General features: G+C 60.2%; 14 protein-coding genes and 1 pseudogene. 8 read left to right on the top strand and 7 right to left on the bottom strand.

What is annotated here, in order from left to right:
- Window positions 1-149: 149 nt before the first annotated feature.
- The 3 genes and pseudogenes from ACKVY0_RS04915 to truB form a co-directional block, all read left to right on the top strand.
- Window positions 150-500: pseudogene (locus ACKVY0_RS04915) on the top strand (hypothetical protein); the annotation flags it as partial.
- Between the two features lie 618 nt (window positions 501-1,118).
- On the top strand, window positions 1,119-2,105 hold the full coding sequence (locus ACKVY0_RS04910) for a DHH family phosphoesterase (RefSeq protein WP_409213676.1): 987 nt from the start codon (window positions 1,119-1,121) through the stop codon (window positions 2,103-2,105).
- A complete protein-coding gene (truB, locus tag ACKVY0_RS04905) occupies window positions 2,083-2,814 on the top strand; it encodes a tRNA pseudouridine(55) synthase TruB (protein WP_409213675.1) in 732 nt (243 codons plus the stop codon). The genes ACKVY0_RS04910 and truB overlap by 23 nt, the downstream gene beginning before the upstream one ends.
- Here truB and ACKVY0_RS04900 read toward each other — a convergent pair.
- Window positions 2,738-3,049, bottom strand: coding sequence for a DNA polymerase (locus ACKVY0_RS04900; protein WP_409213674.1), 312 nt, complete (start codon window positions 3,047-3,049; stop codon window positions 2,738-2,740). The two genes, truB and ACKVY0_RS04900, sit on opposite strands and share 77 nt — an antisense overlap.
- 81 nt (window positions 3,050-3,130) lie before the next feature.
- Here ACKVY0_RS04900 and ACKVY0_RS04895 point away from each other — a divergent pair, with 81 nt between their 5' ends.
- Together ACKVY0_RS04895 and ACKVY0_RS04890 are read left to right on the top strand one after the other, a co-directional pair.
- Window positions 3,131-3,415 carry an addiction module protein gene (locus ACKVY0_RS04895; protein ID WP_409213673.1) on the top strand — a complete coding sequence of 95 codons (285 nt, stop codon included), beginning with the start codon at window positions 3,131-3,133 and terminating at the stop codon, window positions 3,413-3,415.
- A complete protein-coding gene (locus ACKVY0_RS04890) occupies window positions 3,412-3,732 on the top strand; it encodes a hypothetical protein (protein WP_409213672.1) in 321 nt (106 codons plus the stop codon). The genes ACKVY0_RS04895 and ACKVY0_RS04890 overlap by 4 nt, the downstream gene beginning before the upstream one ends.
- Window positions 3,733-3,830: 98 nt before the next feature.
- Here the strand turns inward: ACKVY0_RS04890 and ACKVY0_RS04885 are convergent, their stop codons facing one another.
- The 4 genes from ACKVY0_RS04885 to ACKVY0_RS04870 are packed head-to-tail and all read right to left on the bottom strand — an operon-like array spanning window position 3,831 to window position 10,194.
- On the bottom strand, window positions 3,831-4,439 hold the full coding sequence (locus tag ACKVY0_RS04885; protein WP_409213671.1) for a DUF4276 family protein: 609 nt from the start codon (window positions 4,437-4,439) through the stop codon (window positions 3,831-3,833).
- Entirely contained in the window at window positions 4,436-5,620 is a 1,185-nt protein-coding gene (locus tag ACKVY0_RS04880) for an AAA family ATPase (RefSeq protein ID WP_409213670.1), read from the bottom strand. The genes ACKVY0_RS04885 and ACKVY0_RS04880 overlap by 4 nt, the downstream gene beginning before the upstream one ends.
- Before the next feature lie 43 nt (window positions 5,621-5,663).
- A complete protein-coding gene (polA, locus tag ACKVY0_RS04875) occupies window positions 5,664-8,459 on the bottom strand; it encodes a DNA polymerase I (protein WP_409213669.1) in 2,796 nt (931 codons plus the stop codon).
- A 40-nt stretch (window positions 8,460-8,499) separates the two neighbouring features.
- Window positions 8,500-10,194, bottom strand: coding sequence for a cation:proton antiporter (locus tag ACKVY0_RS04870; protein WP_409213668.1), 1,695 nt, complete (start codon window positions 10,192-10,194; stop codon window positions 8,500-8,502).
- A 119-nt stretch (window positions 10,195-10,313) separates the two neighbouring features.
- On the opposite strand from ACKVY0_RS04870, the gene ACKVY0_RS04865 reads away from it, so the two are divergent.
- Window positions 10,314-11,054: a class I SAM-dependent methyltransferase gene (locus tag ACKVY0_RS04865; RefSeq protein ID WP_409213667.1), complete on the top strand. Its 741-nt coding sequence runs from the start codon at window positions 10,314-10,316 to the stop codon at window positions 11,052-11,054.
- 14 nt (window positions 11,055-11,068) lie between these two features.
- Here the strand turns inward: ACKVY0_RS04865 and ACKVY0_RS04860 are convergent, their stop codons facing one another.
- Window positions 11,069-12,973, bottom strand: coding sequence for an ABC transporter ATP-binding protein (locus ACKVY0_RS04860; RefSeq protein WP_409213666.1), 1,905 nt, complete (start codon window positions 12,971-12,973; stop codon window positions 11,069-11,071).
- Between the two features lie 155 nt (window positions 12,974-13,128).
- Between ACKVY0_RS04860 and ACKVY0_RS04855 the strand changes: the two genes are divergently transcribed.
- Both ACKVY0_RS04855 and ACKVY0_RS04850 read left to right on the top strand, forming a co-directional pair.
- The gene (locus tag ACKVY0_RS04855) at window positions 13,129-14,706 is read left to right on the top strand and encodes an MBOAT family O-acyltransferase (RefSeq protein WP_409213665.1); all 1,578 of its coding nucleotides are present in this window, start codon (window positions 13,129-13,131) and stop codon (window positions 14,704-14,706) included.
- Window positions 14,706-15,698, top strand: coding sequence for a hypothetical protein (locus tag ACKVY0_RS04850; RefSeq protein ID WP_409213664.1), 993 nt, complete (start codon window positions 14,706-14,708; stop codon window positions 15,696-15,698). The genes ACKVY0_RS04855 and ACKVY0_RS04850 overlap by 1 nt, the downstream gene beginning before the upstream one ends.
- A 4-nt stretch (window positions 15,699-15,702) precedes the next feature.
- Here the strand turns inward: ACKVY0_RS04850 and ACKVY0_RS04845 are convergent.
- A partial coding sequence (locus ACKVY0_RS04845; RefSeq protein WP_409213663.1) for a glycosyltransferase occupies window positions 15,703-16,864 on the bottom strand: 1,162 nt, incomplete at its 5' end.

Here is a 16,864-nt window from a genome sequence, read left to right as displayed (position 1 = left end):
GAGCGATGCGCTGATCTCTTTGCGTGCGCTTTACCTGACGCCCTCACGCTGGAACCACTTCTGGCAACAGCACTCCCAGCCGTCTGCTTCTTCGCTTTAATCTACATCATTCCGGCGACGCACCCCTTGCGTCATTTTAATCTCTCTCGGTGTTTAGGCAAAGCGCCGAGCAATACGCGGAGAACCTTCACGGGAACCTCGCCGACCTGCTCGACCGCGCCAAAAGCGGCCGCTACAAAGCACCGCCCGTGTAGCGAATCCACATCCGCAAAGGAGACGGCAAGAGCACACGGCCCATCGGCATCCCGACACTCGAAGATAGCCGAGCAGCAGCGAGACAGACGGCCGACAGGCTGCCCCGCAGGGATGAGCGAGAGCGAATCAACGTGCTGCAACGAGCCATCGTCATGGCGCTGGAGCCAGTCTATGAAGCAGACTTCAAAAGCTGCAGCCATGGATTTAGGCCCGGAAGGTCCGCCCATGACGCCCTGGAGGCGCTTTGGCAATAAAGCATGGGAACCACATAGCGTGAGCGCCCGGTGCAGTGGGTGTTTGAGGGAGCCAGCGGGCAACCGCTGGCTCTACTCGGCGTGTGCAACTGCTTGTCAAAATATACCGCGCGTCATCAGGATTTGGGAATTTCTATTCGCCCGGGAGTGCTGGAGTGCTGGAGTTCTGGAGTTCTGCATTCCAGCACTCCACGACTCCAGTACTCCGCAGTAAAGATTCACAAATCATGGTGACGTTGGGTATATCCACTTACCGAGAGCCAACCATGTGAGGTTCTCGAATCGCGCAGAACGCAAGCAGCCAGGTTTCCGATTTGGCATCGGGCGTGCGTGTGGCAGCATCGGCGCTGTGTTGAAAGCATTGCGGCAGCGAAGACTGAGCGGGTGGCGGTGCCTCCTGGGCAGCGCTTTGCAGGAAAGGGGCGGGAGTCGATAGTTGACAGGAACAGGCATTGAGCTTTCTCAGATCACGCTGAACGCAAGCCGCCGGGGGCAGCATTGCAGGCATGGCCGGGTGAGGGGAGGTCAGCCGCAGCGGCGGTACGGAATGGCTGTGGCAGCATCTTCTCCTTGCGCCTGAGTCTGGGAGTGCTTTGTCACCGGCTCCCAATGTCCGCCAACGCCACCACCGCCGAGATCGTTGCCGCCATGCGCTCTGCCCAGCGCATTGCTGTCGTCGCCCATGTGCGTCCAGATGGGGATGCGGTTGGCTCCGTGCTCGGTCTCGCTCTGAGTCTGCGTGCCTTGGGCAAGGACGTCATCGCTCTGCTCGAAGACGGTGTTCCCAATAATCTGGCCTTCCTGCCCGGCACGGAAACCGTCATTCAGCCCGGCGTTGCGGCACTGAATGTTGATCTCGCCATCGCGCTCGACACCGCCACGCATGAGCGCATCGGTGAAAAGTGCAAGGCGCTGCTCGATCCGGCACCGCTGCTCGTCAACATCGACCATCACCCCACCAATCCGGCCTACGGCCAGTTGAACTTCATCGACAGCGCCTCTCCCGCTACCGGGCAGATCATTTACAACCTGCTCAGCGAGCACGGCCTGCCCATCGACGACGCCGTCCGGCAGAATCTCTTCGTCGCTATCTCCACGGACACCGGCTCCTTCCAATACTCCAGCACCAATGCGCGCACGCATCGCATCGTGGCCGAAATGATCGACACCGGGCTTGACACCGCACGCCTGGCCCAGCTCGTCTATCAGTCCTACCCGCTGCGCCGCCTCGAACTCATGCGCGCCATGCTCAACGAGATGCAGTTCCGCGCCGAGGGCCGCATCGTGAGCTGGCAGCTCACGCAGCAGCTCATGGACAAAATCGCCATGCAGCCCGGCGATACCGAAGGGCTGAACGACACCCTGCGCATGATCGACTCCGTCGTCAGTTGCGTCATTTTTGAAGAAACCAACGATGGCAAGGTGCGCGCCAGTGCGCGCTCCAAGGACTCGCGTGTGAACGTCGCCGACGTCTGCGCGCAGTTCGGCGGCGGCGGCCATCGCATGGCCGCAGGTGCGCGGTTGCGCGGCCCCATCACCGAAGCAGCAGAGAAATTTTTGCAGATACTCGAACATGAAGTCAGACGAATTGATTAGCGGCGTCCTCCTGGTGGACAAAGGCCAGGACATGACCTCCCACGACGTGGTTGCGGTGGCGCGGCGCTGTCTGAACATGAAGAAGATCGGCCACTGCGGCACGCTCGACCCCATGGCCACGGGCATGCTCATCCTCGTGCTCGGTAATGGCACCCGCCTCTCCGATCTCCTCATGTCCGAGGACAAAGAATACGTCGGCACCCTCACGCTGGGCAAGACCACCAACACCCAGGACGCCGAGGGCGAGACCGTCGAGGAAAAACCCGTGCCCACAGACCTCACCCTGGAGCAGGTGAAGGCCGCCTTTGAAACCATGCGCGGCGACTTCTATCAGATGCCGCCCATGGTCTCCGCCATCAAGATCGACGGCGTCCCGCTCTACAAGATGGCGCGCAAAGGCATCGAGGTCGTGCGCGAGCCGCGCTTCGTTCGCGTATATGATTACGAAATCACGCGCTTTGAACCGCCGCAGATCGACTTCCGCATCGTGTGCAGTAAAGGCTTCTACGTCCGCACCTACGCGCACGACATCGGTCAGAAACTCGGCTGCGGCGCGCATCTCAGCGCCCTGCGCCGCACCCGCTCCGGCCACTTCAGGCTCCTCCCCGGCAAGCACGTCACCTTTGATCAGCTCAAGCAGGGCAAACGTGATGAAGTCCTCGCTTCAATGCTGAGTCTCTACGACGTGTCCAAGCTGCGTGGCGCGTGAGATCGCTGGTGATGTCGCGGATGGTGCGGCGGCCGGTGAGGGTTTCGACGTAGCCGCGGGTTTTGGCGTCTTCGACGATCGGCTCCATGAAGCGTTTCACGCCGGGGAACTGCTTGAAGCAGTTGTCGATCATGGTGGCGGCCTCGCCGCGTGGAATGCCGAGGCGCTGGCTCAAACCGAAGGCGGAGATGCCGCAGATGATACCGAAGTTCACCATCTTGGCCGTGGGGCGCATGACGGGCGACGCAAATCAGCGATTTCTCACTTGGCTTTCCAGGCCCTCGACAAATCCTGCCCCTCACGATAGAATCACACCATGACTGCCACCGTGGAACGCATCAAACAGCAAATCCGCAGCCTTGCCTCGGATGAGGCTGAGGAACTTCTCCGTGATCTTCAGCACGAATATCCCAGCCATGCCCGCAGCGACGATGAGGCTGAAGCCGACGCCGTCGAAGCCGAGTGGGATGCCGAGATTGATGCGCGGGTGAAGGAAATTGAGGATGGCACAGTCCAGTTGCTCACGGCCGAGGAATCGGAACGGCGTTCAGATGCCGTGTTTGCCAAGCTGGGCATCCAGCGTCCCGTTTACCGACCATGACCGAGTGGAACATCCATCCTGCGGCCCAGATGGAGCACGATGAACTCCTGATGTACTTTGCGGGCATTGGCAAGGAGCTGGTCACCGCGTTTGAATCGCACTACCTGCAATATCGCCATGCCATTTGCGAGACCCCGCTGCTCTACAACATCCGTCGCAGAGCCGTTCGCCGGGCGAACCTCAAGCCCCGGTTCAGCGAACACTACATCGCCTACATGCTATGGCGGGAGAAGGTCGTGATTCTCGCCATCGCCCACGCCAAGCGCCGCCCCTACTACTGGCGCAAGCGCATCGGTGAGGCGCAGGAGATGTTTTGATCTGCCAGCCTCCTCGCCCTCAACTTCCTCGGCGACGGCCTGGCGATGCGTTTGATTCGAAGATCGGTGAGTAATGTGGCAGCAACGACCGCCACGATTCAAAGCCGCTTTTTCAAGATGCGCTGCACGCGGCAAAAACTTGGCAGTTCCCGCAGAGCCTCCGGCGAGACCTCCTCCAATGCCTCGAATGAGCGTTTTCCTTTGGCGTAGGCGTTCTGGCATTCCTTGGTTGCTCGTTCGAGACGGTCTTGCACATCGTGACGGTGACGTTTTTCGAGATCGTTGGGCGGCGGGAGCACGTTTTCGTGGAGCTTGTGGCCGAAATGCCGTTTCAATGCCTCCCGGTCAGCCACGATCCAGGTTTCCATGCAGGTCGTCATGAAGAGCACCTGTTCGTCCTTCGCATCCTTTGGCTGTTCCAAGGCTCCGACCGTGGTGACCTCAGCCAGATGCTTCCAGGCGGTTTCAGCATCCTTCATGGGCTCCTCGCTGTCGATCCACATGGCAACGAAGTCCTCACGCTTGGCTGTGTGAGCGGTGCAAAAGTCGTCATAGACCGCGTTCCGGCCGCCGCAGGCTTTCAGACGTGGTTTGCGTTGCAGTCCCATCTTGTCCAACAGCGCATGAAAAGCCTTCTGGCAGCGAATATTGAGATTTTTCGAGTGCGGGCCGCTGGCGCCGCCCTCGATGTAAATGATCGCCCTCACCAGCGCTTGCCTCCGAGCTGTCCGTCGATCCAGAGCTGGCCCAGACGGTATTTTTGCAGCCACACGCTCAACTCACCGGCATCAAGCCGCTTCATCTCGGTCTGGCCCTCATGCTTCTCGCAAACGATCACGCACTCCGGTGTCTCGGTCATCGCATCGACTAGGATGTCCGAATGGGTCGTCACGATGAGTTGTGTGCGCTCCGACGCGGTGCGGAGCAGATCCGCCAATCCCGGCAAGATGTCCGGGTGCAGTCCAAGCTCCGGCTCCTCGATGCAAATCAGTGGCGGCGGTTCGGGGTCGCAAAGAATCGCCAGCAGGCAAAGATAGCGCAACGTTCCGTCTGACAAACGAGTGGCTGGAATCGCAAAATCACCTTCGTGGAGGAAGACCTGGACCGTGCCGCCATTCGTGTTCACTTCGAAGTCGGTGATGCCATCGTAAAGGTCTTGCAGGGCTTTGAGCAAGGTTCGTTTGGCGGCTGGAAACTCGGTTTTTAGGCGATTGAGGAAGAGGCCGAGGTTGGAAAAGTCTTCTTCGAGCCGATCTCGGCGCATGTCGGCTCTTTGAGGCTCCCGGAAGACAGTGTTTCGTCCCAAAGCCCATTCGCGGTAGATTCGAATTTGCTCGTACGCATCGGTAAGATGTGCCAACTCTGGCATACGTGCGGCATCGCGTAACTGGCCAAGTACAGAACGGTTAAAGTGGCGAATCGGTGCTTCGGTCCATTTTTTGCCACCCCCGTCTTCTTCTCTGATTTTCACTTCGGCCTCTGGGCCATCTCCAGAAGTTCCTTGCCGTAGGTAAACAGGGTTGCCGGAAGAATTAAAAATAGCCTCATCTATCAGGCTGAATTGTTGATTCGCAGACTGAAGGTCTATGAAATGACTAAGGTGGGGACATTCGCGTGTAAAATGATGAATCACTTCGATGTCACCGCTGTGCTGCCGCAGCCCTTTCCAAATCCAATCTTGGATGCCGCCACCTCTACGAGTGACATCCGCATAATCCTTTGGAGATGCTCGCATCAAATCGATCACCTCGATCAAATTCGACTTCCCGCTCCCATTTGGTCCGATGAGCAGATTGAGCGATCCCAGCTCAATGCCAGAGCATTCTGGCCCGAAGGACAGGATGTTCTTCGGGGTGATTCGGTGAATGAGTCGAGGTGATTCGGACATGGTGTGAAGTGATGAAAGCTGGAAGCAACCCTGCTGGCAAGCCTCAATGCGCCTGCAGCCAGTTCAATCCCGTGCCCGCTTCGACTTCAACCGGTACGCCTTCGAGCGGCAATGCATTCTTCATCGCATCGAGAATGATCGTTCGCGCTTGATCGACTTCGCTCTCGGGCATTTCGAAGAGGAGTTCGTCGTGGACTTGGAGGAGCATGCGGGTTTGTAAGCCGGCTTTTTTCAAAGCGGTGGCGACGTGGATCATGGCGAGCTTGATCATGTCGGCGGCGGTGCCTTGGATGGGGGTGTTCATGGCGACGCGTTCGGCGGCACCGCGAATGGTGGCGTTGCCGCTGGTGATGTCGCGGATGGTGCGGCGGCGGCCGGTGAGGGTTTCGACGTAGCCGCGAGTTTTGGCGTCTTCGACGATCTGTTCCATGAAGCGTTTCACGCCGGGGAACTGCTTGAAGTAGTTGTCGATGATGGTGGCGGCCTCGCCGCGTGGAATGCCGAGGCGCTGGCTCAAACCGAAGGCGGAGATGCCGTAAATGATGCCGAAGTTGACCATCTTGGCGGTGCGGCGCATCTCGGGCAGCACGCCGTCGAGTTCGACGCCATAAACGCGCGCGGCGGTGGCCTGATGAATGTCGAGACCTTGGGCGAAGGCTTCGATCATGGCCTTGTCGCCGCTGAGGGCGGCCATGACGCGGAGTTCGATCTGCGAGTAGTCGGCGCTCATCAACACCCAGCCGTCGAAGCCGGGCACGAAGGCCTTGCGGATCTCGCGGCCGAGGTCGGAGCGGATGGGGATGTTTTGCAGGTTGGGATCGCTCGATGCCATGCGCCCGGTGGCGGCCATGAGCTGATGGAAGGTGGTGTGGACGCGACCGGTGACCTTTGAAACGGCATGCGGCAACGCTTCGACGTAGGTGTTGTTGAGTTTGGTGACCTCGCGGTAGTCGAGGATGTCCTGAATGATCGGATGCAGACCGGTGAGCGACTGCAAGACCTGCTCGTTCGTCTGATACTGGCCGGTGGCGGTTTTCTTCGGCTTCTCGATGAGTTTGAGGCGGTCAAACAGCACTTCGCCGAGCTGTTTGGGGCTGTTGAGGTTGAAGGGGCCGCCTGCGCTTTCCTGAATGCGCTTTTGCAGTTCGGCGGCTTTCTTGTCGAGTTCGACACCGTATTCGCGCAAGGCTTGCACGTCGATCTTCACGCCAAAATTCTCCATGCTGGTGAGCACGGGCAACAAAGGGCACTCGATGGCGTCAAAGACGTATTGCTGCGCCTTCAATTCGGGGCGCATCTTTGCCGCGAGCTGCCAGGTGACATCGGCATCTTCGGCGGCGTAGTCGGCGACTTTGCGGGCATCTTCCGCCGCGACATCGGCCATGGTCGATTGGCTGAACAAATCGTCCTTCTCGACACCGATGAGCGCGGTGATGGGCACGGGCGTGTAGTGCAAGTAAGTCTCGGACAAGAAGTCCATGCCGTGACGCTGCTCAGGCTCGATCAAGGCATGCGCGAGCATGGTGTCGAAATACGGCCCTATGACCTCGACGCCATGCGCGAGGAGCACGCTGAGGTCGAACTTGAGGTTGTGGCCGATTTTTTCGATGCCGTCGCGTGTGAGCACGTCGCGGAATTCTTCGAGCACGGCCTTCGCGGCGGCTTTGTCGCGTGGGAAGTGCGCGAACCAGCCTTCATGTGCCTTCCATGAGAACGCGATACCGACGATGTTGGTGTCGCGTGGATCGAGTCCGGTCGTTTCGAGGTCGAAGCAGAAGGATTTCTGCTGAGCGAGCTGCGTGAGGAGGTCTTGGCGTTCCTCGGCGGTTTGGGCGAGGTGATAAACGTGCGGCGTGTCGGCGATGGTGGTTAGCTTCGCAGCGACAGGCACTTCGACATCCGCAGCCGCGAAAAGATCGCTCGGCGCGGCTTCAGCAGCCGTTTTGCGGCCACGACCGGCTTTGAAGTCATCGCCGTAGAGGCGGCGACCAAGGGCGTTGAACTCGAACTCGGTGAAGAAGGCTTTCAGCGCATCGTCGTTGTGTGGTTTGAGGATGAGATCGGCGACTTGTGCGTCGTAAGGCGCGTCAACGAAGATGGTGGCGAGCTGTTTGGAGAGCAGGGCGTCGTCCTTGCTGGCTTCGAGTTTTTCCTTCTGCTTGCCTTTGAGCTGGTCGGTGTTGGCGAGCAGGTTTTCGACGCTGCCGAACTGCTGGATGAGCGCGGTGGCGGTTTTTTCGCCGAAGCCTTTCACGCCGGGAATGTTATCGACCGCGTCGCCCATGAGCGCGAGGATGTCGATGACCTGCTCGGGCCGCTCGATGCCCCAGCGCTCGCAGATTTCCTTCACACCGAGGATTTCCACGTCGGCACCAGCGCGGCCGGGTTTGTAGATCTTGACATGCTCGGAGACGAGCTGGCCGAAATCTTTGTCCGGTGTGACCATGAAGGTCTCGATGCCTTCTTTCTCCGCGCGTTTGGCCAGGATGCCGATGATGTCGTCGGCCTCGTAGCCGTCGCGCACGAGAATGGGCACGTTCATGGCCTCCATGAGGCGTTTGATCTGCGGGATGGCCATGCTGATGTCCTCCGGCATCTCCTCGCGCTGCGCTTTGTAAGCGGGGAACATCTCATGGCGCGGCGTCGGTGCCGATGTGTCCAGAGCGACGGCGAGATGCGTGGGCTGCTGGTTTTTGAGGATGTCGAGCAGCGTGTTGGCGAAACCGTAGAGCGCGGAGGTGTTCAGCCCGTCGCTGGTGCGGATGGGGGCTTTGATGAAGGCAAAGTGCGCGCGGTAAAGCAGCGCCATGCCGTCGAGAAGGAAGAGGCGTTGGGACATTCGCCGTCAGACTAGGCGGGCGGGAGGATGGTGCAATGGCTCAAGCGCCTTGCAAGGTGAGCGCGGCGTCTTCCATGGCGCGGCTGGCTTCGGTCTCATCGTTGACGACTTGGGTGGCACCGAGGCGTTTCAGACGCTCAACATCGGAGCTGAAGCGTGCGCGGGCGAGCACGGCGATGTCGGGCCGCTGTTCGCGAATCATCGCGAGGGCCTGCGCGTTGACGGTGGCATCGGGAAACGTCAACGCGACCATGCGGGCGCTCTTCAACTTGGTGAGTTCCCAGGTTTCCTCATGGCTGGCATCGGCAAAGAGCACGGCCTGGCCCTGACGCTGAAGGTTGCGCACGGTTTCAGCATTCAACTCGACCACCAGCGTCCGCACACCGGCGTCGGTCAGGGCCTTGTTGAGCTTTTCACCGACGGGACCATGTCCGCAAATGATGGCGTGATCTTTAAGCCCGGCGACGCGCTGGCGCAGGCTGCCAGCGTCGAATTTGACGGGTTTGCCACGGCCCCAACCGCGTTTGACGAGCCAGTCACCGAGTGGCTGGCCGAGCTTGAGCAGGGCAGGGAGGAGGCCCATCGAAAATGCGCTGGCGACGAGCAGGGTCTGCTGGGTCTCGATGCTCCAAAGCTTCGCAGCCCCGGCCTGCTGGAGCAGCACGAGTGAAAACTCCCCCGCGCTGCACAGGCCGATGCCCGCCATGAGCGACTGGCGACGCGCCAGGCCAAGATAACGGGCGATGAAGGTGATGACGCCTGCCTTGATGAGCATCAGGACGGCGGTGAGGGCACAGATGGGCAGCCAGAGCTGCGCGGCGGCTTTCAAGTCGATCATGAGGCCCACGGAAACGAAGAACAAGGTGAGGAAGAGATCCTTCAAGGGCATCACGTCAGCGAGGATGCGGTGCTTGAAGATGGACTCACTCACTGCCAATCCGGCGACGAACGCACCGAGCACCAGGCCAAGACCGAGCAAGCCGCCGATGAAGGCGAGGCCGACACAACTGCCGATGACCGAGAGGGTGAAGAGTTCGCGGCTGCGGGTGCGCGACACCGCATTGAGCACCCACGGGATGACCCAGCGTGCCGCCACGCCGGCCAAAACGACAAACAAGCCGCCTCGCAGAGCAAGCGAACCAAGGCGTGGCATGAGCGCCGCCTCCACGCCGGGTTGCGGCAGCAACAAAGGCAGGAATAGGAAGAAGACGATGATGAACAGGTCTTGAAAAATCGCCACGGCCAGCGCCATGCGCGCGCCGGGACTGGCTTCGAGGCCCATGTCCTGAAAACTTTTCAAACTGACCGCCGTGGAACTCATGGCGAGCGCTACGGAGACAATCACTGCCGCCTGCCACGGCAGCAGCATCGCGATGGAGGCCGCTGCGGCGACGAACATGCACAACCCCATCTGCCAGCCGCCGCCGACGAAAGCAAGACGGCGCAGGAAACGCAGTTCGCCGAGGGAGAATTCCAGCCCAAGCGTGAACATGAGCAACACCACGCCGAACTCGGCCATCTGCGAGACACGCTCATGTGATTCACCACCGCCGAGGAGGTCGAGCACACCTGAATTGGCGATGACGACGCCACAGATGAAGTAGCCGGCCAGCATGGACTGTTGCAGATGCAGCAGGAGCAAGGAGACGAGCACGACGCCGGCGAGCATCAGCGCCAGCAGCGCAAAGACGGGCGGTATGCCCTCGGCGGCGGCGATTAGAATAGTTGAAATCATGAGGCACGACTTTATTCGACTTGCATGCCTTGGTGAGCAAGGAGGGATGACTCAGGTTCTGCGGTTGAATTCGCTTGCTCGTCCATTGAGTCCTCGGTTATGCAGGGTTTTCGCTTTTTATGAGGATTGACCCCATTCACATCAAAGTCCTGGAACTGCTGCTGGCCGAGCCTGGTTGCGAGGCATGGACTCGGCATCTCGACATCGGTGCTGGGTATGGGACGCTGATCACACGGGTGAAGTCCAAGCTGAAAGTGGAGTCCAGCGCCTGTGATTATACGAATGAACTCATGAGGCTGCCGGGACAGAAAGTGGACATCGCAAACCTGAATTGTGAGCCGATGCCGTATGCGGATGCCACCTTTGATGTGGTTACCATCACCGAGGTGATCGAGCACTTGGAGGACTTTCGCCGGGTGGTGCGGGAAATTCACCGGGTGCTGAAACCTGGCGGTGTTTGCATCCTGAGCACGCCGAACATCTTGAACCTCAATTCACGGCTGCGCTTTCTTGGTTTCGGTTTCTGGAATCTCTTTGGTCCGCTGCCGGTGAAGCACAGCGCGTTGTATTCTGCTGGTGGTCACATCAATCCAGTGTCGTGGTTTTATGTGGCGCACGCGCTGATGGACGCCGGTTTTGCAGATGTGTCGCCTCACATCGACCGCAGGCAGCGCTCGGCCATTTGGAAACTAGCGCTGCTCTACCCGCTGATCAAACTGGCGGGAGCATGGGCGATGCGCCAGGAGCGGCACCGCTACAATACGCTGGATAAAGAGAACGAGCCGCTGGTGCAGGCCATGAACAGCATCGACATGCTGCTGGGGAGAACTGTTATCATCAAGGCCGTCAAGGCAGCCTGAGAAACGGCTGATGGCTATTCACGGTTCCCGTCGGAATTGAACTGAAGGTGATACAGCTTTTGGTAGAGCGGATTGCGGTCCAGCAGTTCAGCATGCGTGCCACGGTCAAGAATCAGGCCCTGATCCATGACGACGATCTGATCTGCTTCGAGGACGGTGGAGAGGCGATGCGCGATGGCGACGACGGTCTTCCCTTCCGAGAGGATGTGAATGGCTTCTTGGATGATTTTTTCGCTCTCGGTGTCGAGTGCGGAGGTGGCTTCATCTAGCAGCAGGATCGGGGAGTCACGTAGAATGGCGCGGGCGATGGAGATGCGCTGTTTCTGGCCGCCGGAGAGATTGCAGCCACTTTCGCCGACGATGGCGTCGTAGCCGTTGCTGATTTGCTCAATGAATTCGTGGGCATGGGCTTTTTTGGCCGCAGCGATGATTTCGGCCTCGGTGGCGTCGAGGCGGCCATAACGGATGTTTTCACGGATGGTGTCGTGAAAGAGGAAGGTGTCCTGGCTGACGACGCCGATGTTCCCACGCAATGAGGTTTGCTGGATGCTGCGGATGTCGCGGCCGTCGAGCAGGATCGCGCCTGCATCGGGATCGTAGAAACGCAGCAGCAACGAGTAGAGCGTGCTCTTGCCAGCGCCGCTGGGGCCGACGAAGGCGTAAAATTTGCCGGGATCGAGCTGGAGGTCGATGCCGGTGACGGCGGGGGCGTCTTTGCGCTCGCCACTGCTTTCGCGATAGGAAAACGTGAGGTTCTGGAAGGTGACGGCACCTTGAGCGCGGCCTACATCCACGGCGTCCGGGGCGTCTTGAATATCGGCTTTGCGATCCAGCAGCTCAAAGACCATGCCAGCGGCGACGGTGGTCTTTTGCAGCATCATTTGCACGCGGCTCAGCTCTTTCACTGGCGGATAGATCTGTGTCAGGGCCATGACGAGGAGGAAGAAGTTTTCCGCCTCCAAACCACGCTCCCAGGCATAAACCAAGCCGGCGGCGATGCCGAACGAGGCCACGGTTTCGACGATGGGCCCGACGAGTTCCATGGCCTTGGTCCAGCGCACCTGATTCTCGGTCATGCTGGCGTTGGTGCGCGCGAAACGTCGTTCAGCGTGATCTTCGCGGGCATAGGCTTTGACGAGACGGATGCCGGCAAAGGACTCCTGCATGGCCACCATGAGTTCGCGTGAGTCGTATTCTTCACGTGCGCCGGTTTTGCGCACGCGTTTGCCGATACGGATGATCGGCACCAGGCAGAGCGGAAAGACGACGAGGGACATGAGAGTGAAAAACCAGTCCTGGGCAAAGAGAACGACGAGGATGGAGATGATGGTGAGCGGGCGCTGTGCCAAAGTCTGGATGAGCTGCATGGCATTGCGCTGGACGACGGCGGTCTGGCTGGTGACCGTCTGCATGAGTTCGCCGGTCTTGGCGGAGTTAAAAAACCCGGGGGACTGGCGCATGACGCTGTGGAAGGCGTCATTGCGAAGCTGGAAGGCGACTTTGCTGGTGACCCAGGCCTGCATGTAACTGGAAAGGTAGGCGAAGAAGCCGCGAAGGAAGATCAGCACCGGAATGAAGGCGCAGGCGATCATGACGCCGGTAAAGCCGATGGGTGTGTCGGCATCGACACCGATGATTTTGGAGAGGTCGATCTCGCCGATGAGCGGGAGATTGGTGGGTTCGCCGAGGGTGCGGGTTTTGCCCTTCAAAACGAGGGAGAAGATGAGCTGGAAGCCGATGAGCATGATGCCGTTGAACACGGCGCTGAGCATGCCTAACAGTAGGCTCAGGGCGAAGCGACCGCGGTAGGGCACGACATATTTCCAGATGGATTTAAGCGTCTGCTTGGCTACAGCGGTAAACTGGGGATCAGAGGGCTTAAGCGGAGGTGTTGGAGAGGAAAGGGGACTGCTGGACATGAGAATCGCTGAGCACTAACCGCCGCATCGTCAGCCGCACAACCGGGAAGTGCCGCAGGCTGGTCATCGCTGGTTGACGGCGGGCCGGGCATCGGCATAAACACCAGCCGTGCCGCCTGCGGTGGCATGCTGACTTCCTTTTTGCATTTCTGCCCATGTCCTTTCTGTCCTGGCAATACGCCTTCTTTTTGCCCCTGGTGGTGGTGCTGTACTGGGCGCTGGGGCTGCGGGCGCGCATGGTGCTGCTGCTGGTGGCGAGTTATGTGTTCTACGGGATGTGGGATGTCCGCTTTCTGGCGCTGCTGATGGGATCGACCTGCGTGGATTACTTTTGCGGACGGGCGATTGTGGGGGAGCGATCATCGACGTGGCGTGTGGTCGGCACGGCAGTACTGCCGCTGGCGTGGCTGTGGGCATGCAGGCTGATTCCACATGGGGCAGGGGAGGTGCGGACGGCGATGTTCGAGTTTGGCGCTGTTTTTGCGGTGCTGTTCCCGCTAGGGTATCTGTTGTTGTGGCGGATTCCTGAGGCACAGCGGCGCAAAGGTTTTCTGCTGCTGAGCATCGGCTCCAATCTGGCGGTGCTGGGGATTTTTAAATACTTTGGCTTCTTTGCGACTTCGCTGATGGCGCTACTGCAGCGGGCGGGGTGGGAACCCGGCTGGGTGCTGCCACAGGTGGTGCTGCCGGTGGCGGTTTCGTTTTATACCTTCCAGTCGATTGCCTATGCGGTGGATGTGTATCACGGCAAGGCCAAGCCTGCGAATGACCTGCTGACCTTCGGGGCGTATCTGGCATTCTTTCCGCAATTGGTCGCCGGGCCAATTGAGCGTCCGGCACATCTGCTGACGCAGTTTCAGCACGCGGCGAAGTGGCACTGGGGCCATGTGCATGCCGGACTGCGGCTGCTGCTCATTGGTGCCTTCAAGAAGGCGTTTGTGGCGGACCATTGCGCGATCCTGGCGAACTATGTGTTTGAGTCGGGTGCCAGTTTGAACGCGCCGTGGGCGATTTTGGGAGTGCTGGCCTTCGCCTTCCAGATTTACGGCGATTTTTCCGGCTACACCGACATGGCGCGTGGTTCAGCACGACTGCTGGGGATTGAGCTGAGCCAGAATTTCCGGCTGCCGTATGCCTCACGCGGGCCGAGTGACTTCTGGCAGCGCTGGCATATCACGCTGTCGCGCTGGTTCCGTGACTACGTGTACATCCCGCTGGGCGGCAACCGCTGTGGTTCGTTCCTGACGCTGCGCAATCTGTGGGTGACGATGCTGCTGGCCGGGCTGTGGCATGGTGCGAACTGGACGTTTGTGCTGTGGGGCGGCTATCATGCGGCGTTGCTCACGATCTACCGGCTGGTGCCGTGGCTGGGACGACTGGAAACGGACGCCGGACAGCGCGGGTTCGCGCGTTATGGCAGTGTGGCGCTGATGTTTTGCCTGACCTTGGTGGGCTGGGCCATCTTTCGTGCGCCTGGTCTGGCGGGACTGGGCGCGTGGTTCGCGGCGCTGGGGAATTTCAACGCCACGCTGCCGTGGCTGAAACCGGCGGGCTGGCTGGCGGTGCATGCGGTGCCGCTGCTACTGCTGCAATGGGCCACCCGCAAACAGCAGGATGAGTCTGAGCTGGATCATCTGCCATGGCCGGTGCGCGGGGTGGTCTTTTTGTTGATGTTTGTGTTGTTCGCCAGCGCGTTGTCGGGCGAGCAGGAGTTCATTTATTTCCAGTTTTGATGCGTGCGATCTCGAAATCTTTTCTGCTGATGGTGGTGCTGCTCGTGGGAGCGGAGCTGGTGGGGCGACTGCTGTTTGCGCGGACGTTGAGCGGCCGGTTTGACTATGGTTATGATGCGACGGCGGGGTTCGTCGAGAACGCTGACGGCACCGTCGATCTGGTGCGCGCCGGCGGACGGAAGTTTTTCCCGCAGTCCTTTGCCTTGCAGCGTGAGCCGGACATGGCGCGCGTCATGGTGGTCGGTGACTCGGTGGCCCGTGGCCGCGATGTGGCGTCCAGCTACGCAGGGAAGCTCGGAGCGATGCTGCGCGAGTCAGGCATGAAGGCGGAGTCGTTTAACATGGGACTGCCAGGGTATGGCGCACGGCGCAAACAACTGGTGGTGCAGCAGGCGCTGAAGTACCACCCCAGTCTGGTCGTCCTGCATGTGAATTCCTCGAATGAGTTCGAGGATGAGCGTGAATGGCGTCGCCGGGAGGAATTTCGTTCACCGCATCCCAAAAACTGGCTGATGAAGTCCGTGGTGATTCGCCGGCTGTTCGAGGTGCGCACGGAAAAAATCTTCTGGGAGCTGCTGCCGCAGGAAGTGCGCCTCCAGGGCGCTGTGAGCGATGCGGATGCCGAGATCAATGCCAGCATGAATGCTGCATTGCTGGCGCAGTGGCATGATTTGGTGCGCGATCAGACTGCGTTGTCCGTGGAAATGGCGAAGCAAGCCGGGGTGCCGATTCTTTTGGTGCTCCAGGCGAACGAAGTGCCAAGGACCGACGGGCACAGCATGGCGGATGACCAGGGGCAATATGAATGGGCGGCGAAACTGGCCGGTCCCGGTGTGGAAATCATCGGCATGAAGGATGTGTTCAAGGGCCTCGATGCGGCGACTCTGTATGTGGATGGCTCGCACATGAAAGCCGCCGGGCATGAACTGCTGGCACGGGCGATTTTTGAGCGCCTGAAGGCCGGATTTGCAGCGCCGACGGCCCAGCCGTGATACCTCACGCCGCAGAGCCGCCCAAGTGCTGGTGATAGATGGCGTTCACTCGGTCGAGCATGACTTCCAGACTGTGGTGGGATTCAATCATGCGCCTGCCTGCGGCACTCAGCGCCTGCGTGGTTTCACGCTCCGTGAGCGTCGCGCGGATGGCGGCGGCGAGAGCGGGGGCGTTTTGCATGGGCACCAGACGGCCAGTCTTGCCGTGCTGGATGATGCTGGGAATGCCACCGACATCGCTGGCCACCACGGGAATGCCGGTCGCGAGTGCTTGCAGGCCGGACTGCGGAATGGCCTCGTGAAACGAGGGGATGGCGATGATGTCGAGCGCGCGCATGATGTCCGGCACATCTTCGCGGTGGCCGGTGAGTGTGAACTGATCTGCCACGCCGAGCGTGGCCAGCGTGTGCTCCAGCCGCTGGCGATGCGGACCTTCGCCCACAATGACGCAGTGGATGCGCAGCTTGTGCTCATCCCGCAGGATGCGCGTGGCCTCGGCCAGCACCTGGGTGCCTTTGGCGAAGCGCAGGACGGTGATCATGCCAATCAGCGGCGTGCCGGGCGGCAACGCTGGCAGCGGCAGCACTGCACGCGGCCCCTCAGGATTGAAACGCTCCAGATCGACGCCGCTGGAGATGGTGGAGATCTCGGCGGGGTCCAAATCGAAGGTGGCGGTGAGCGTTTCGGTGATCTTGGGGCTGGTGGTGATGATGTGATGGCTCCATTCCTTGTACATCAGGCGGCTGATCGAACGATTGGGAATGGGCACGTCGAAATGACGGCTGCGGATGATGAGCGGCACGCGGGCGATGCGTGCGGCGATGGTCAGCAGCCAGCCATCGCGCGAGCTGTGTGGATTCACGATCTGAATGCGGTGCCGACGCAGCCACCAGGCGAGGTTCAGCGCATGCAAGGGCAGCAGGATGCGCTGATCGAAGCGCTGGGCCACCACCGGCACACCGGCCTGGGCCGCACGTTGATAGAGCTGGCTTTTCTCGGGCGCGATCAGCCAGACTTCACTGCCACGACGGCGGAAACCCTGCATTTCCGCCAGGATGCGATGCTCCTGCCCGCCCCAGCCGAGCGAGGCTTCCGAGTGGGCAATGCGCCAGTGATGATGTGGAGGTTGGGAGTCAGCCATGCAGCGAGCGCCGTTCCATTGCCAG

The sequence above is a fragment of the Prosthecobacter sp. genome (assembly GCF_046154365.1).
Classification (GTDB): domain Bacteria; phylum Verrucomicrobiota; class Verrucomicrobiia; order Verrucomicrobiales; family Verrucomicrobiaceae; genus Prosthecobacter.
This window is presented reverse-complemented; position numbering and strand designations above follow the sequence as displayed.

Bases quoted from the DNA above. Each gene is read 5' to 3' on its own strand.
- ACKVY0_RS04910 (WP_409213676.1), top strand. From the start codon at position 1,119: ATGTCCGCCAACGCCACCACCGCCGAGATCGTTGCCGCCATGCGCTCT.
- ACKVY0_RS04865 (WP_409213667.1), top strand. From the start codon at position 10,314: ATGAGGATTGACCCCATTCACATCAAAGTCCTGGAACTGCTGCTGGCC.
- ACKVY0_RS04900 (WP_409213674.1), bottom strand. From the start codon at position 3,049: ATGCGCCCCACGGCCAAGATGGTGAACTTCGGTATCATCTGCGGCATC.
- ACKVY0_RS04890 (WP_409213672.1), top strand. From the start codon at position 3,412: ATGACCGAGTGGAACATCCATCCTGCGGCCCAGATGGAGCACGATGAA.
- polA (WP_409213669.1), bottom strand. From the start codon at position 8,459: ATGTCCCAACGCCTCTTCCTTCTCGACGGCATGGCGCTGCTTTACCGC.
- ACKVY0_RS04860 (WP_409213666.1), bottom strand. From the start codon at position 12,973: ATGTCCAGCAGTCCCCTTTCCTCTCCAACACCTCCGCTTAAGCCCTCT.
- ACKVY0_RS04850 (WP_409213664.1), top strand. From the start codon at position 14,706: ATGCGTGCGATCTCGAAATCTTTTCTGCTGATGGTGGTGCTGCTCGTG.
- ACKVY0_RS04855 (WP_409213665.1), top strand. From the start codon at position 13,129: ATGTCCTTTCTGTCCTGGCAATACGCCTTCTTTTTGCCCCTGGTGGTG.
- ACKVY0_RS04880 (WP_409213670.1), bottom strand. From the start codon at position 5,620: ATGTCCGAATCACCTCGACTCATTCACCGAATCACCCCGAAGAACATC.
- ACKVY0_RS04870 (WP_409213668.1), bottom strand. From the start codon at position 10,194: ATGATTTCAACTATTCTAATCGCCGCCGCCGAGGGCATACCGCCCGTC.
- truB (WP_409213675.1), top strand. From the start codon at position 2,083: ATGAAGTCAGACGAATTGATTAGCGGCGTCCTCCTGGTGGACAAAGGC.
- ACKVY0_RS04895 (WP_409213673.1), top strand. From the start codon at position 3,131: ATGACTGCCACCGTGGAACGCATCAAACAGCAAATCCGCAGCCTTGCC.